Annotated in this window: 13 protein-coding genes; 12 read left to right on the top strand and 1 reads right to left on the bottom strand. The window is 65.3% G+C overall.

Annotation, left to right across the window (positions count from 1 at the left end; all coding sequences use genetic code 11):
- Window positions 1-437 precede the first annotated feature (437 nt).
- Window positions 438-1,337 carry an ROK family protein gene (locus C8348_RS20965; RefSeq protein ID WP_106755289.1) on the top strand — a complete coding sequence of 300 codons (900 nt, stop codon included), beginning with the start codon at window positions 438-440 and terminating at the stop codon, window positions 1,335-1,337.
- A gap of 264 nt (window positions 1,338-1,601) precedes the next feature.
- On the opposite strand, the gene C8348_RS20960 is transcribed toward C8348_RS20965, so the two are convergent.
- Window positions 1,602-2,309, bottom strand: a complete 708-nt coding sequence (locus C8348_RS20960; protein WP_106755264.1) for a metal-dependent hydrolase — start codon at window positions 2,307-2,309, stop codon at window positions 1,602-1,604.
- 147 nt (window positions 2,310-2,456) lie between these two features.
- On the opposite strand from C8348_RS20960, the gene ruvX reads away from it, so the two are divergent.
- The 11 genes from ruvX (at window position 2,457) to rpmG (ending at window position 14,915) form a co-directional block, all read left to right on the top strand.
- Window positions 2,457-2,990 carry a Holliday junction resolvase RuvX gene (gene ruvX / locus C8348_RS20955; protein WP_106755263.1) on the top strand — a complete coding sequence of 178 codons (534 nt, stop codon included), beginning with the start codon at window positions 2,457-2,459 and terminating at the stop codon, window positions 2,988-2,990.
- Between the two features lie 12 nt (window positions 2,991-3,002).
- Window positions 3,003-3,929 (top strand): AEC family transporter, encoded by a 927-nt coding sequence (locus tag C8348_RS20950; RefSeq protein ID WP_106755262.1) that lies wholly within the window; start codon window positions 3,003-3,005, stop codon window positions 3,927-3,929.
- A gap of 71 nt (window positions 3,930-4,000) precedes the next feature.
- Entirely contained in the window at window positions 4,001-4,957 is a 957-nt protein-coding gene (locus C8348_RS20945) for an aspartate carbamoyltransferase catalytic subunit (protein ID WP_106755261.1), read from the top strand.
- Window positions 4,958-4,968: 11 nt separating this feature from the next.
- The gene (locus C8348_RS20940; protein WP_106755260.1) at window positions 4,969-6,270 is read left to right on the top strand and encodes a dihydroorotase; all 1,302 of its coding nucleotides are present in this window, start codon (window positions 4,969-4,971) and stop codon (window positions 6,268-6,270) included.
- 23 nt (window positions 6,271-6,293) lie between these two features.
- A complete protein-coding gene (gene plsY / locus C8348_RS20935; protein ID WP_106755259.1) occupies window positions 6,294-6,944 on the top strand; it encodes a glycerol-3-phosphate 1-O-acyltransferase PlsY in 651 nt (216 codons plus the stop codon).
- Window positions 6,941-8,077, top strand: a complete 1,137-nt coding sequence (gene dprA / locus C8348_RS20930; RefSeq protein WP_106755258.1) for a DNA-processing protein DprA — start codon at window positions 6,941-6,943, stop codon at window positions 8,075-8,077. Before plsY ends, dprA begins: the two co-directional genes overlap by 4 nt.
- A gap of 234 nt (window positions 8,078-8,311) precedes the next feature.
- Window positions 8,312-11,074: a type I DNA topoisomerase gene (topA, locus tag C8348_RS20925; RefSeq protein ID WP_106755257.1), complete on the top strand. Its 2,763-nt coding sequence runs from the start codon at window positions 8,312-8,314 to the stop codon at window positions 11,072-11,074.
- Window positions 11,071-13,377, top strand: a complete 2,307-nt coding sequence (gene rnr, locus C8348_RS20920) for a ribonuclease R (protein WP_106755256.1) — start codon at window positions 11,071-11,073, stop codon at window positions 13,375-13,377. Before topA ends, rnr begins: the two co-directional genes overlap by 4 nt.
- 2 nt (window positions 13,378-13,379) lie before the next feature.
- Complete coding sequence (locus C8348_RS20915; RefSeq protein WP_106755255.1) at window positions 13,380-13,844, top strand: DUF983 domain-containing protein; 465 nt, start codon at window positions 13,380-13,382, stop codon at window positions 13,842-13,844.
- Window positions 13,841-14,584, top strand: coding sequence for an NUDIX hydrolase (locus tag C8348_RS20910; RefSeq protein WP_106755254.1), 744 nt, complete (start codon window positions 13,841-13,843; stop codon window positions 14,582-14,584). Before C8348_RS20915 ends, C8348_RS20910 begins: the two co-directional genes overlap by 4 nt.
- Window positions 14,585-14,747: 163 nt before the next feature.
- Window positions 14,748-14,915 carry a 50S ribosomal protein L33 gene (gene rpmG, locus C8348_RS20905; protein ID WP_106755253.1) on the top strand — a complete coding sequence of 56 codons (168 nt, stop codon included), beginning with the start codon at window positions 14,748-14,750 and terminating at the stop codon, window positions 14,913-14,915.
- Window positions 14,916-15,454 lie beyond the last annotated feature (539 nt).

Here is a 15,454-nt window from a genome sequence, read left to right as displayed (position 1 = left end):
TGACTTTCGCCAGCGGATCAAATCCTCCCGCTAAGGAAAGCAAAATTTTCGGAAATGAAAAAGCAGAAAATGCGAATGGTCTGGATGTTTTTTAGTCGTGACCGCATAAATATTTTGCGGAATGCGCTGGATCCGGGAAATTAATTCCAAAGCCCACCGCGACGGCAACTTGTCAGGCCATCGGCACACTCGCACGGAAGGGGGCCGCACTGGCGCCCACGCGGACAGGGCGCCAACGGACCAGACAGGCACAATTCGACACCCACTTGTTCCGGAAACTGTGCCATTTCCCGGCCGACGGCGTTCGGTCCCGCACGACATCCGACACCCGGAAAAGCGACATGCAACTCCGGTCTTGCGAGCCGTTCCGGTCCTGCGGCACATACGCTATGGCGCCAATCCAAGCCGGGGCGCTGGAGGAGGACTGTGACATGACCATGCGCCTGGGCATCGACTGGGGCGGAACCAAGCTGGAGATCATCGCGCTGGACGAGGCCGGTCGTGAACTCTACCGCGAGCGGGTGGCAACACCGCGCGGCGACTATCACGGCTGCATCGGAGCCGTGGCCGGACTGGTTGCGCGGGCGGAGGCGGCAACGGGACAGACGGGAACGGTCGGCTTCGGCATCCCGGGTTCAATCTCGCCGGGGACCGGCCTCGTCAAGAACGCCAATTCCACCTGGCTGAACGGCAAGCCTCTGGACAAGGATCTGGAGGCCCGCCTCGCCCGCCCGGTGCGGGTGGAGAACGATGCCAATTGCCTGGCCGTGTCGGAGGCAACCGATGGCGCCGGCGCCGGTGCGCATGTTGTCCATGCCGTCATCATCGGCACGGGAAGCGGCTCGGGCATCGCCATCGACGGCAAGGCGCATCGCGGCGCCAATGGCATCGGCGGCGAATGGGGCAACATCCCCGTGCCGTGGATGACGGCGGAGGAATTCCCCGGCCCCGACTGCTGGACCGGCCACAACGGCACGCTCGACCGCTGGATTTCCGGCAAGGGGCTGGAATGGGACTTTGCCCGCGCCTGTGGCCGTGAGCTGGACGGACGCGGCATCATCGCCGCCATGCGCGCTGGCGACAGCGAGGCCGAGGCCGCCTACCGGCGCTACGTTGCCCGCCTTGCCCGGGCCATGGCCATGGTCGCCAACATTCTTGACCCGGACGTGTTCGTGCTGGGCGGCGGCATGTCCAATGTGGACGAGCTGTACCGCGACCTGCCGGACGCCATGCGGCCCTTCATCTTCTCCGACACCTATTCGGTTCCAATCGCCAAGGCCGCACACGGCGATTCGTCCGGCGTGCGCGGGGCGGCCTGGCTGTGGAACGGGGTGTGAGGGAGATCAAGGCGATAGAGCGCGGGATGCAGAGCCAGCATGCCTCCCACGGAGGTCACCCCGGGCGCAGCGAAGCGCAGACCCGGGGCCTACTCGTCCGCCGAGCAGTGATGGAGCATTGGCGCAGAGCCTCAAAGCGCTGCTGCGCGCTGGATTGCCAGACGGACGGCTCTGGAAGCGAGTAGGCCCCGGCTCTCGCGTTGCTCGGCCGGGGTGACATCCGCAGGAGGGTTTGCTTCAGCTATAGAGAGTGCTTCCCCTACGTCACACCACCACAGCCGTGCCCGGCACCAGCACCTGAACCGTTCCGGCCTTTGCGCCCATGGCCGAGACAAACGCGTCGGCGGTGGCGTCGATGATCGGGAACGAGCCGTAGTGGCAGGGGATGATGGTGTCGAAATCGAAGAAGCGGGTGCAGGCCAGGGCGGCGGCGCGGGCGCCCATGGTGAAACGATCCCCGATGGGGACGAGGCCGATCTTCGGCTGGTAAAGTTCATTGATCAGGGCCATGTCGCCGAAGATATCTGTGTCGCCCATGTGCAGCAGCACCTTTTCCCCCGGCGCAGCCAGCACGATGCCATGCGGATTGCCCATGTAGGTGAGCCCCTCCCCGGCGTGGCTGGTGGCGGAGGAATGCACCGCCGGGGTCAGGGCCACCTTGAAGGGACCGGTGTCAATCATGCCGCCCGCGTTCATCGGGTTGATGTTGGCGACACCCTTGCTCATGAGCCACATGCAGATTTCATAGTTTGCCGTCACCTGCGCTCCGCTGGCGGTCGCAATCGCGATCGTGTCGCCGATGTGGTCGTCGTGGCCATGGGTGAGGAGAATGTGCGTGACGCCCTCGCTTGCCGCCTCGACGCTCGCGCCCGCCGGAAAGGCCGGATTGCCGGTGAAGAACGGATCGATCAGGACGACGGCGTCGTTCAGGTCGACACGGAAGGCGGAATGGCCAAACCAGGTCAGTTTCATCGCATCAAGCTCCCTGTCGCGGGCCGGCTGGCCCGGTTTTCCGGGGGGAGTATAGAAGGCCGGCCGCAGGCAACAAGCCATCAGGCCACAAGCTGTCTGGCCACAAGCTGTCTGGCGTGGCTGTCACGCCCCTGATACACGGGGAGCATGGCATCTGATCCGACCCTATCGCTTGAGGACTTTGTCGCCGCTGTCGCCCCCGGCAGCCGGCTCATCGGGCTCGACCTTGGCACCAAGACCATCGGCCTGGCGCTGTCCGACCTTGGCCGTGGCATTGCAACGCCGCTGGAGACGATCCGGCGGGAGAAGTTCACCCTCGACGCGGCAAAGCTCCTGGATATCTGCCAGACCCACAAGATCGGCGGCATGGTCATCGGCCTGCCGCTGAACATGGATGGCACCGAGGGTCCGCGCGTGCAGTCGACCCGGTCCTTTACCCGGAACCTGGCCGAGAAGACCGACCTGCCGATGACCCTGTGGGACGAGCGCCTGTCGACGGCGGCCGTGACGCGAACGCTGATCGAGGCCGACCGCAGCCGGGCGCGGCGGGCCGAGCTCGTCGACAAGATGGCTGCGGCCTACATCCTGCAGGGCTTCCTTGACCGGCTCGGCTATCTCCAGCTCGGCAGCACCAGCTCCGGCCCCCGCTTTCCCATCTACGACGACGGCACAGAAGACTGAGCGCAGACCACCATGCAGATGATCCTCGACGCGCTTCTGCCGGTGATCCTGATCACGGCGCTGGGGCTGGGCCTTGCCCGCATCAACCTTGTCACGGGTGAGCAATGGCGCGGGATCGAGCGCCTGGCCTACTTCATCCTGTTCCCGGCGATCATTGTCGAGACCGTTGCCCGGGCCGATTTCAGCGAGATCCCGGCGCTGGGGCTGGGCGCCGCGCTGATCGGCGCGATCCTGATCGTTACAGTTGCGCTTCTGGCTGTGCGGCCGTTGCTGGCTGCCCGGTTCAAGGTGTCAGGCCCGGCCTTTACCTCGATCTACCAGGGCGTCGCGCGCTGGAATTCGTTCATCGCGCTGGCGCTGATTGGCGAAATGATCGGCGCGACCGGACTGGCGCTGCTGGCGGTTGCGATGATCGCCATGATCCCGATGCTCAACGTGCTGTCGGTGCTGATCCTGTCGCGCTACGCCGGAGGCTCTGCCCCGACGCTGAAGCGGATCGGGCTCGATCTCGTCCGCAATCCGTTCATCGTCTCGACGACGGCGGGACTTGTGCTGAACATTCTGGGCAACCCCCTGCCCGCGCCAGTGATGGACAGCGTGCACCAGATTGGCCTCGCCTCACTGCCCATCGGCATCCTCTGCGTCGGTGCGAGCCTCGACCTGTCGGCCCTGCGCCGGCCGGGGGCGGCGCTGCTGATCGGCACCTTTGCCCGGCTTCTCGTCATGCCGGCGCTGGTCGCCGGGCTGTGCCATCTGCTCGGCGTTACCGGCGATGCCCTGCTGGCCGGGATCATTGCGACGGCTGTGCCCTCTGCCAGCGCGTCCTATCTGCTGGCCGCGCAGATGGGCGGTGACCACCGGCTGATGGCGGAAATCCTCACCGTGCAGACCGTCGCGGCGATCCTGACGATCCCCTTCTGCCTCGCCGTGCTTGTCTGAGGGATCGCCCCCAGAAAAGCGGGGCTGCAAGCTTGCGGCAGTTCTCGACTCCGCCTATAGCCATTGCCTCGATGAGCGCAAATGATCCCCATCGAGCCGGCCTCTTTCCCCATCGACATCTGTTGGGCATCGAAGGCCTTCAACCCCACGAAATCCTGGGGCTCCTGGACCGTGCGGACCAGGCCGTCGAGGTCTCCCGCCAAGTCGAGAAGATCCGTCCCGTGCTGCGGGGCAGAACACAGATCAACCTGTTCTTCGAGGCCTCGACCCGGACCCAGTCGTCCTTCGAGATCGCCGGAAAGCGCCTTGGCGCTGACGTGATGAACATGCAGGTCGCCGCCTCTTCCGTGAAGAAGGGCGAGACCCTGATCGACACGGCGGCGACGCTGAACGCCATGCATCCCGACATCCTTGTCGTGCGCCACCATGCGGCCGGCGCGGTGCATCTGCTCGCCCGCAAGGTCGACTGTTCGGTGATCAACGCGGGCGACGGCCAGCACGAGCACCCGACGCAGGCCCTTCTGGACGCCCTGACGATCCGCCGCCACAAGGGCAAGATCGCAAGGCTGACGGTCGCCATCTGCGGCGACATTCTGCATTCCCGCGTGGCGCGCTCGAACATCATCCTGCTCAACGCGCTGGGTGCAAGGGTGCGCGTCGTCGCCCCCTCCACCCTGCTGCCGAGCGGCATCGACCGGATGGGCGTGGAAGTGTTCCGCGACATGAATGAAGGCCTTAAGGGCGCGGACATCGTCATGATGCTTCGGCTGCAACGCGAGCGCATGAACGGTGCCTTCATTCCTTCGGTCCGCGAGTATTACCGCTTCTACGGCCTTGATGCCGAGAAGCTGGCCTATGCCAAGGACGACGCGCTGGTGATGCATCCAGGTCCCATGAACCGGGGCGTCGAGATCGATCCGGCGGTGGCCGACGGTCCGCAGAGCCTGATCCGCGAGCAGGTGGAAATGGGCGTGGCCGTGCGCATGGCCGTGCTCGAGGCCCTCGCCGCGCATCTGCCGAACCATTAGGATGAAGAGCCGTGGCTGCTGACACGCCAAAACCCCTGGTCCTGACCAACGCACGGGTGATCGACCCGGCCCGTGGCATCGATGCGCCGGGCGCGGTCATCATTGCCGATGGCACGATCCTCGCTGCCGGTCCCGAAGCGCTGAACCAGGGCACGCCCTATGGCGCCGAAGTGCGTGACTGCGACGGCGCGGTCGTCGCGCCCGGCCTCATCGACATGTGCGTGTCCGTTGGCGAACCCGGCCATGAACACCGCGAGACCTTTGCCAGCGCCAGTCAGGCGGCGGCGGCCGGCGGCGTCACCACCATCGTCACCCTGCCCGAGACCGATCCGGTGATCGACGATCCGGCGCTGGTGGACTTCATCCTGCGCCGCGCCCGCGACACGGCCATCGTCAATGTCCGGCCGATGGCGGCCCTGACCAAGGGTCTCGCCGGCCAGGACATGACCGAGATCGGCCTGCTCAAGGAAGCCGGCGCCGTGGCCTTTACCAACGGCCACAAGTCGGTGCGCAACGCCCAGATCATGCGCCGCATCCTGACCTATGCGAAGGATTTCGGGGCCCTCGTCGTGCATCACACGGAAGACCCGGATCTGGCCGGTGGCTCGATGAACGCCGGGCTCAACGCCTCTTGGAAGGGGCTGTCGGGTGTGCCGCGCGAGGCCGAGATCATCATGCTGGAGCGCGACCTGCGCCTCGTGGCCATGTCGAAGGGCCGCTACCACGCCAATCTCGTCTCCACATCGGACGGGGCCGACGTGGTGCGCGTCGGCAAGGACCGGGGGCTGGACGTGACCGCCGGTGTGTCGATCAACCATCTGACGCAGAACGAGAACGACATCGGGCCCTACCGGACCTTCTTCAAGATGTCGCCGCCGCTGCGCAGCGAAGAGGACCGGATGGCAATGGTCGCCGCCGTCGCCGATGGCAGCATCGACGTCATCTGCTCCAACCACGATCCGCAGGACGTGGAGACGAAGCGCCACCCCTGGGCGGACGCCGAGGACGGGGCCATCGGGCTGGAGACGCTGCTGGCCGCGGCCTTGCGCCTGTATCATGCCGGCGACATCGAGCTGCTGCCGCTGCTTCGGGCCATGACGCTGAACCCGGCCAACCGGCTCGGGCTTGAGGCCGGGCGGCTGACGGCCGGAGCCCCGGCGGATGTGATCGTGTTCGACGTCGACCGTCCGTGGGTGCTGGAAAAGAAGGCGATCCGCTCGCGTTCGAAGAACTCGCCCTTCGAGGACGCCCGTTTCTCCGGCCGCGTCCTCACCACAATCGTTGCAGGCCGCAAGGTCTACGACTACGCTTGAGCCACTAACGGAGAGCCTCACCCGTGCCGGATCCGATCAGCTGGGCCTATGCCTGGCCCTATTACGCCGCTGCACTTGGCCTTGGTTACCTGCTGGGGTCGATCCCCTTTGGTCTGATCATCACGCGCATGGCGGGTCTCGGCGATATCCGCAAGATCGGCTCGGGCAACATCGGAACGACCAATGTGCTGCGCACCGGCAAGAAGTCGCTGGCGGCGGCAACGCTGCTGGGCGATGCGCTGAAGGGCACGGTCGCGGTGCTGCTTGTCTCGCATTTCTACGGGCAGGAAATGGCCATGGTCGCCGGGTTCGGTGCGTTTCTGGGCCATCTGTTCCCGGTCTGGCTGAAGTTCAAGGGCGGCAAGGGAGTAGCCACCTATCTCGGCATCCTGCTCGGCCTAGCCTGGCCGGTTGGCGTCGCCTTCGCCCTGATCTGGATCGCGGTTGCCTATCTCAGCCGTTATTCCTCGCTCTCCGCTTTGACGGCAAGCCTTGCCAGCCCCGTGCTGCTGGTGCTTCTGGACCAGTGGCAACTGGCCGAACTTTTCGGCGTGCTGACGCTGATGTTGTGGGCCAAGCACCATGAGAACATCGGCCGCCTGCTCAAGGGTCAGGAATCGAAGATCGGTTCCAAGAGCAAGCCGGCGGCAGAGGGAGCTGATCCCGCGTCATGACGCCAGAGCCCGGCCGCGCCCGTCACCTCAGTGATATTCAGCGTCTCGCCTGGCTCCGTCTCATCCGCAGTGAAAACGTCGGCCCGGCCACGTTCCGCAGCCTGATCAATCATTTCGGCTCGGCCGAACAGGCCCTTGAAGGGCTGCCGGACCTCTCGCGCCGGGGCGGCAAGGCCGCGATCCGCATCTGCAGCCGCGAGGAGGCCGAAGCGGAACTTGAGGCCCATGCCCGTGCCGGGGCAAGGCTGGTGGCGCTTGGCGAGGCAGACTATCCGCCGCATTTGCGCCATATCGACGGCCCGCCTCCCCTCCTGTCCCTGCGCGGCTCCGGTGCCACCCTCGCCCAGCCCAAGGCGCTGGCCATCGTCGGGGCGCGCAATGCCTCGCTGGCGGGGCGCAAGTTTGCCGCACAGCTTGCCCGGGAACTCTCGAACGAAGGCTATGTCATCGTCTCCGGCCTTGCCCGGGGCATCGATGCCGCCGCCCATGAGGCCTCGCTGCCGGGCGGGACGGTGGCCGTGTTCGCCGGCGGGGTGAACGTGCTCTATCCGCCGGAGAACGCTGACCTGCTGCAGCGCCTGCTCGCCGCTGGCGGGTCGGCAATCAGCGAGATGCCCTTCGGCTGGAGCCCGCGCGGGCGCGACTTTCCCCGGCGCAACCGGGTCATTTCCGGGCTGTCGATTGCCGTGATCGTGGTGGAGGCCGCCAAGGGCTCGGGCTCGTTGCACACCGCCCGCTTCGCGCTGGAGCAGAACCGCGACATCCTCGCCGTGCCCGGATCGCCGCTCGATCCGCGCTGCGAGGGCTGCAATCATCTGATCCGTCAGGGCGCGACGCTGATCACCTCGACCGCTGATGTGCTGGAGAGCCTGTCGGGACGCATTGCGCCGGACTTTGTTCCCGATCTCGATCTGGACGAGCCGGGACATGGCGACGGGCCGATTGCGGAGGGCGCGCGGCCGACCGACCGGGCCCGGCTGATGGAAGCGCTGGGGCCGACGCCGGTCGGGATCGACGAGCTGATCCGCGACACGGGGTTGCCGGCGCGGACCGTTCTGGTGCTGCTGCTCGAGCTGGAACTCGCCGGCCGGCTGGAGCGCTCGCCCGGGCAGCGGGTGTCACTTCTGGTGTGAACAAGCGTCCAATCCGCAGGAATTGCCGATCCCGCAGGGCTTGCGCCGGCCGTGTTCTCCCGAAAGGATTGAAAAAGGGGGTGAGGTCATGCGACTTGACCGCCCGGACGCAACAGTCCATTTGACACACGGCCTGCGATCCCGGATCGTCGCCGCAAAATTTTGTTCGTGCCGCTGCGCTCAGCCTCCAGGCCCGCAGCCTTGGCGCGACCGTGCTCGAACGTTTGGGTCGCAATGAATATCGTCATCGTGGAATCGCCGGCCAAGGCCAAGACGATCAACAAGTATCTGGGCTCCGACTATCACGTCCTCGCCTCCTACGGCCACGTGCGCGACCTGCCGGCCAAGGATGGCTCGGTGCTGCCCGACGAGGACTTCGCGATGACCTGGGAGGTCGACGCAAAGTCGCAGAAGCGCCTGAACGAGATCGCCGCCGCCGTCAAAGGCGCCGACAGACTGATTCTCGCAACTGACCCGGATCGCGAAGGGGAAGCGATTTCGTGGCACGTTCTGGAAGTGCTGCAGAAGAAGAAGGTCCTCAAGGACATGCCGGTCGAGCGCGTTGTGTTCAACGCGATCACCAAGCAGTCGATCCTGGAGGCGATGAAGAACCCGCGTCCGATCGACACGCCGCTGGTCGATGCCTATCTCGCCCGCCGTGCGCTCGACTATCTCGTCGGCTTCACCCTGTCGCCGGTGCTGTGGCGCAAGCTGCCCGGCGCCCGCTCGGCCGGCCGCGTGCAGTCCGTGGCGCTGCGCCTCATCTGCGACCGCGAGATGGAGATCGAGACCTTCGTCAAGGAAGAGTACTGGTCGATCCTCGCCAACCTGAAGACCCCGAAGGGCGAAGCGCTGCAGGCCTCAGTAGTCGGCTTCGAGGGCAAGAAGCTGACGCGTCTCGACATCAAGACCGAAGACCAGGCGCTGACGATCAAGCGCATGCTGGAAAGCGCCAGCTACCGGGTGGAGAGCGTCGTCTCCAAGCCGGCCAAGCGCAACCCGCAGCCGCCCTTCACCACCTCGACGCTGCAGCAGGAAGCCTCGCGCAAGCTCGGCTTTGCCGCCGCCCGCACCATGCAGGTGGCGCAGAAGCTCTATGAAGGCATCACCCTTGGCGGCGAGACCACCGGTCTCATCACCTATATGCGAACCGACGGCGTGCAGATCGCCGGTGAGGCGATTTCCGCCGCCCGCAAGGTGATCGCCAGCGACTTCGGCGACAACTATGTGCCCGAAAAGCCGCGCTTCTATTCCTCCAAGGCCAAGAACGCCCAGGAAGCGCACGAAGCCGTGCGCCCGACCGACCTGTTCCGCCGCCCGCGCGATGTGGCCCGCTTCCTCGATCCCGACCAGGCCCGGCTCTATGAGCTGATCTGGAAGCGCACCATGGCGAGCCAGATGGAATCGGCCGTGCTGGAGCGCACGACCATCGACATCGCGGCGTCCGGTGCGGGCAAGTCCGCCGCGCTGCGCGCCACCGGCTCGGTTGTCCGGTTCGACGGCTTCCTCGCCCTCTATCAGGAAGGCCGCGACGACGACGACGACGAGGCGGCAAACCGCCTGCCCGCCGTTGACGACGGCGCACCGCTGGGCCTTGGCACCGTTGAAGGCAAGCCGAGCCCGATCGAGGCGGAGCAGCATTTCACCATGCCGCCGCCGCGCTACACCGAAGCCAGCCTCGTCAAGAAGATGGAAGAGCTGGGCATCGGCCGCCCGTCGACCTACGCCTCGACGCTGCAGACCCTGCGCGACCGCGAGTATGTGGAACTCGACAAGAAGCAGCTGGTGCCGCAGGACAAGGGCCGCATCGTCACGGCGTTCCTCGAAAGCTTCTTCTCGCGCTATGTGGAGTTCGACTTCACCGCGAGCCTGGAAGAGCAGCTTGACCGCATCTCGGCCGGTGAACTGTCCTGGCGCGATGTTCTGGCCGCGTTCTGGCGCGACTTCTCCGCCGCCGTGGGTGAGACCAAGGATCTGCGCGTGTCGCAGGTCATCGACGCCCTGAACGAGCTGCTGGCCTCGCATATCTTCCCGGTGCGCGAGGACGGCAAGGATCCACGCGCGTGCCCGACCTGCTCGACCGGCCAGCTGTCGCTGAAGGTCAGCCGTTTCGGGGCCTTCATCGGCTGCTCGAACTATCCCGAATGCAGCTACACCCGCCAGCTCGCCCGGGGCCAGGACGGCGAGGACGGGGAAGCGGCATCCGATGGCCCGAAGGTGCTGGGCACCGATCCGGACAGCGGGCTGGAAGTGTCCCTGCGCTCCGGCCGGTTTGGCCCCTATGTGCAGCTGGGCGAGGAAGTGAAGGGCGAGGCCAAGCCGAAACGCTCCTCCCTGCCCAAGGGCTGGTCAGCCGCGGACCTGACGCTGGACAAGGCCTTGCAGCTGTTGAAGCTGCCGCGCGAGATCGGCCTGCATCCGGAAGACGGCAAGATGATTTCGGCCGGCATTGGCCGCTTCGGTCCCTTCATTGTCCATGAAGGAACCTATGCCAACCTTGCCTCGGCTGATGAGGTGTTCTCGGTCGGGATCAACCGAGCGGTCGATCTTCTGGCGGAAAAACGCTCCAAGGGCGCACGCGGGCGCTCCGCTCCGGCCGCACTGAAGGAACTCGGCGATCATCCCGATGGCGGGCCGATCACCATCCGTGATGGCCGTTACGGGGCCTATGTCAACTGGGGCAAGGTGAATGCCACCCTGCCGAAGGGCAGCGACCCGATGGCCGTGACCGTGGAACAGGCGCTGGAGCTGATCAAGGCCAAGGGCGGCGCGACGGCAAAGAAGGCGCCGGCAAAGAAGGCCGCAGCCAAGAAGACCGCTGCTCCGAAGGCGGCAGCCACCAAGAAGGCGGTGAAGGCGAAGGCCGACGCCGCAGATGGCGAAGCGGCGGAAGCCGCGCCGAAGAAGGCGGCCGCCAAGAAGACGACGACCGCAAAGAAGACGGCGACCACGCCGAAAGCCAAAGCAGGTGCCGCTGGCACCAAGAAGGACACTTGAGCACAAAACGCCCCAAGCCGCGCAAGGTCGCGGCCAAGACGCAGAAGACCCCCGGCGCCTTTCCCTCGCGCGAGGATATCCTCGCCTTTGTCGCTGAGAACCCCGGCAAGGCCGGCAAGCGCGAGGTTGCCCGCCACTTTGGCATTATCGGCGCCGGCCGCATCGAGCTGAAACGCCTCCTCAAGGGCCTGGCCGAGGAAGGCCTGGTCGAGCGGCGCGAGAAGAAGCTGATCCGCCCGGGTGACCTGCCGCCGATCCTGGTCGTCTATCTGAACGCCCGCGACCGCGACGGCGAACTGCTGGGCGAACCGGTCAACTGGGACGAGGAGGCAGGTCCGCCGCCGCAGGTGCTGGTCGTCACCCGCAAGGACGCCCCGCGCGGTACCCAGCCGGGAATCGGCGACCGGGCCTTGGTGCGCCTCGCCGATCCCGATCCGGGTCCGGAGGCGCGCTATGCCGCCCGGGTGCTGAAGGTGCTGGAGAAGCAGCAAGGCGCGATCCTCGGCATCCTGCGCCAGCGCGCAGCCCATCAGCCGCCGTATCTGGAGCCCATCGACCGCAAGCAACGCGAACTCGACATCGATCCGTCGGATCTGAAGGACGCCGCCGAGGGTGATCTCGTCAGCGTCGAGATCACCCGCACGGGCCGTTACGGCTCGCCGCGCGCCAAGATCCTGCGCCGCTTCGGCTCGATGAACTCCGAAATGGCCGTGTCGGAAATCGCCCTGCACAGCCACAACATCCCGCATGTCTTCCCGGCGGTGGTCGAGGTGGAAGCCGAACGGGCCGAGCCGGTCACCCTTGGCAAGCGCGAGGACTGGCGCAAGATCCCGCTGATCACCATCGATCCGGCCGACGCCAAGGATCACGACGACGCGGTCTATGCCGAACCGGATCAGGATCCGGCCAACGAGGGCGGGCATGTGGTGTTTGTCGGCATTGCCGATGTTGCGCACTACGTCCGCCCGGGCTCGGCGCTCGACCGGGAAGCGCATTTGCGCGGCAACTCGGTCTATTTCCCGGACCGGGTGATCCCGATGCTGCCGGAAGGCATCTCCAACGAACTGTGCTCGCTGAAGGAGAACGTCGACCGCCCGGCGCTCGGCCTGCGCATGGTGTTCGACAAGACCGGCCGCAAGATCGCGCATTCGTTCCACCGGGTGCTGATGCGCTCTGCCGCGAAACTGTCCTACCAACAGGCGCAGGCGGCGATCAACGGACAGCCGGACGACAAGACCGGACCGCTGCTGGAGCCGATCCTGAAGCCGTTGTGGGCGGCCTATGCCTGCCTCTGCCTCGGCAGGGACGCACGAGAGCCGCTGGATCTCGACCTGCCGGAACGCAAGATCAAGCTGAAGCCGGATGGCACCGTCGATCACGTCTATGTCCCCGACCGCCTTGATGCGCACAAGCTCATCGAAGAGTGCATGATCCAGGCGAACGTGGCCGCCGCCGAGACGCTGGAAAAGAAGAAGATCCCCCTGCTCTATCGCATCCATGATGCATCGAGCCCGGAGAAGCTGCGTTCGCTGAAGGAGTTCCTCTCCACGCTCAACATGAAGCTGCCGTCGGCCGGCGGTCTGAGACCGTCAACGTTCAACGGCATCCTTGCCAAGGTGAAGGACACCCCGCAGGCGCATCTGGTCAACGAGGTGATCCTGCGCTCGCAGGCGCAGGCCGAATACTCGCCGATCAATATCGGCCATTTCGGCCTCAACCTGCGCCGGTACGCTCATTTCACGTCGCCGATCCGCCGCTATGCCGACCTGATCGTGCACCGGGGCCTGATCCGGGCGCTGGGGCTGGGCAGCGACGGCCTGCCGGAGGAAATCGAAGGCCGGCTCGAGGCCATCGGCGCGGAAGTCTCCGCTGCCGAGCGCCGCGCGATGCTGGCCGAACGCGAGACGATCGACCGGCTGATCGCCCTGTGGATGTGCGAGCGCGTCGGCACCCGCTTCCATGGCCGCATCTCCGGCGTTGTAAAGTCAGGCATGTTCATCCGTCTGGACGATACCGGAGCGGACGGTTTCATTCCGGCCTCAACCATCGGCCTCGACTATTACCGGTATGACGAAGGGTCGCACGCCCTGATCGGAGACAGGACAGGCGAACGACACCAGCTTGGTGATAGGGTTGAGGTTGAATTGGTTGAAGCAGCGCCCTTTGCCGGCGCCTTGCGCTTTGCTCTCTTGAGCGAAGGCAACAAGGACGGCAGGAAGCCGGGGCGTTCCCCCCGCGCCGCCATCGGCCGCAACCGCAAGAGCGCCCAGGCGGCCAGGCCGCTGCGCAAGAGGACACCCTGACCATGAGCGTCACCTATATCGAAGCCGCTGGAGCCACCATCGACACGCCGCGCGACAAGCCGCAGCGCAATGTCGCCGAAGCCATGCTGCGCGGCATGGTGTGCCGCTGCCCGGCCTGCGGCAAGGGCAAGCTGTTCAACGGTTTCCTGACGGTGAGCCCCACCTGCAGCGCCTGTGGCACCGAGTTGCATCATCACCGCGCCGATGACGCCCCGCCCTATTTCACCATCACCATCGTCGGCCACATCATCATCCCGGCGATGCTGGCGGTTGAACTGATGTACCGCCCCGAGGTCTGGGTGCACATGAGCCTGTGGCTGCCCCTGACGGTGATCCTGTCGCTCGGCTTCCTGCGGCCCGTGAAGGGCGCCCTCGTCGGACTGCAATGGGCGCTCTACATGCACGGCTTTGATCCGGACTCGGAGGAAGACATGCCAATCGCGGAGCCAGTGGCGAACCTGCGATGAGTGCACCTGGCGTCTCAGACCTTTTGAAGGAGGCCAGGGCCAACCGGCATCACCCGACCATCCGGCCGCGTGATGCCGCAACGCTGCTGATTCTGGATCGCAGCGGCGCCGATGTGCGCGTGCTGATGGGCCGGCGTCACATGGGCCATGTGTTCATGCCGGGCATGTTCGTATTTCCCGGCGGCCGCGTCGATCCGACCGATTCGCGCGTGCCTGTCGTCGCCGACTATCACCCCGATGTTGCCGCAAGGCTGGCTGCAAGGCCCAAGGGCAAGCTGTCTCTCAGCCGCCTGAAGGCCTTCACGGTGGCCGCCGTGCGCGAGACCTACGAGGAAGCCGGGGTCTTTGTCGGACGCCGCACCGGCCGCAGTTGGCGTGCGCCAGGCGATCTCATAGCCTTTGCCGAACGTGGCATCGAGTTGGACCTGTCCCCGTTCCGCATGATCGCCAGAGCCGTAACGCCACCAGGGCGGCCTCGCCGTTTCGACACACGATTCCTGGCGGTTTTCTCGGATGCGATTGCTGATCGCCTGCCGGATGCCGCAGGTCCTTCGGGCGAACTGGAGGATGTGGCCTGGCTGACCCTGGCCGAGACGCGTGATCTCGAGCTGCCGGTGATCACCCAGACGATCCTTGGTGACCTGGCAACACGCCTGACTGAAGATCCGGAGCTGTCACCGGCAACGCCTGTGCCGTTCTATTTCCAGCGTGGCCAGGGCTTCCAGCGGGACCTGCTTTAACCTCCCACGGGGAATTTTGCCGCCAATGCCCGCCAGAGCTTGACTTTGGCCGGCTTATGAGTAGTTTGCGCCCTGATTTCGTACTCTCTAAGCGAACTCAACGGGCGCCAGATTCTGGCAGCATCGAGTGTTTGCCGGACAAACAAGAACAGGATCCAAGGCCATGGCCAAGGCGACCACCATCAAGATCAAGCTGCTTTCCACCGCTGACACCGGTTTCTTCTATGTCACCAAGAAGAACTCCCGTACCATGACTGAGAAGATGTCTCAGCGTAAGTACGACCCGATCGCGAAGAAGCACGTCGACTTCAAGGAAGCCAAGATCAAGTAAGCTTGATCCCTGGTTCCAGACATCGAAGGCGCCCACCGGGCGCCTTTTTTGTTTTGTGAAACTGGCTGCGATACACCCGGTTGGTCATCCCCGCCCCTGTGCCCACCGGACAACAGTCGCCGCAGATGAGGCCAACAACGAAGACTGGCACACCGCTTCCTCTCGTCGCTCCTGCGAAGGCAGGGGCCTCGTAATCGGGGCGTTTGACGTCCGGCACTGCAGAAACCAACGCAGTCATGTGGTTACTGGGCTCCTGCCTGCGCAGGAGCGACGAAGTTTGAGAGCTTTTGCGGGGAAAGCATCAGCCTCAGACGAGGCAAACAAGGAGGGCGGCGGCCACACCGCCTCCTCTCGTCGCTCCTGCGAAGGCAGGAGCCCAGTAATCGGGGCGTTTGACGTCCGGCACTGCAGAGTAAGCGATGTTGTATCCTCACCTTCCGCTCGGTTGTGAGCCATGCGATTGCGCAGTGATTGATGTCAGTGCGGGAGTTTGTCCATGGACGCTCCAATGGAGCTTCTCACAAATGGGGCGAGGCGGC

This window comes from Pannonibacter carbonis, from assembly GCF_003012935.1.
Taxonomy (GTDB): domain Bacteria; phylum Pseudomonadota; class Alphaproteobacteria; order Rhizobiales; family Stappiaceae; genus Pannonibacter; species Pannonibacter carbonis.
The sequence above is the reverse complement of the archived record's forward strand: the minus strand, read 5'-3'. Positions and strand labels throughout refer to the sequence as shown.

Coding starts and splice junctions, on each gene's coding strand:
- C8348_RS20945 (WP_106755261.1), top strand. CDS start 4,001: ATGAGCGCAAATGATCCCCATCGAGCCGGCCTCTTTCCCCATCGACAT.
- topA (WP_106755257.1), top strand. CDS start 8,312: ATGAATATCGTCATCGTGGAATCGCCGGCCAAGGCCAAGACGATCAAC.
- rpmG (WP_106755253.1), top strand. CDS start 14,748: ATGGCCAAGGCGACCACCATCAAGATCAAGCTGCTTTCCACCGCTGAC.
- C8348_RS20915 (WP_106755255.1), top strand. CDS start 13,380: ATGAGCGTCACCTATATCGAAGCCGCTGGAGCCACCATCGACACGCCG.
- dprA (WP_106755258.1), top strand. CDS start 6,941: ATGACGCCAGAGCCCGGCCGCGCCCGTCACCTCAGTGATATTCAGCGT.
- C8348_RS20950 (WP_106755262.1), top strand. CDS start 3,003: ATGCAGATGATCCTCGACGCGCTTCTGCCGGTGATCCTGATCACGGCG.
- C8348_RS20910 (WP_106755254.1), top strand. CDS start 13,841: ATGAGTGCACCTGGCGTCTCAGACCTTTTGAAGGAGGCCAGGGCCAAC.
- ruvX (WP_106755263.1), top strand. CDS start 2,457: ATGGCATCTGATCCGACCCTATCGCTTGAGGACTTTGTCGCCGCTGTC.
- C8348_RS20965 (WP_106755289.1), top strand. CDS start 438: ATGCGCCTGGGCATCGACTGGGGCGGAACCAAGCTGGAGATCATCGCG.
- C8348_RS20960 (WP_106755264.1), bottom strand. CDS start 2,309: ATGAAACTGACCTGGTTTGGCCATTCCGCCTTCCGTGTCGACCTGAAC.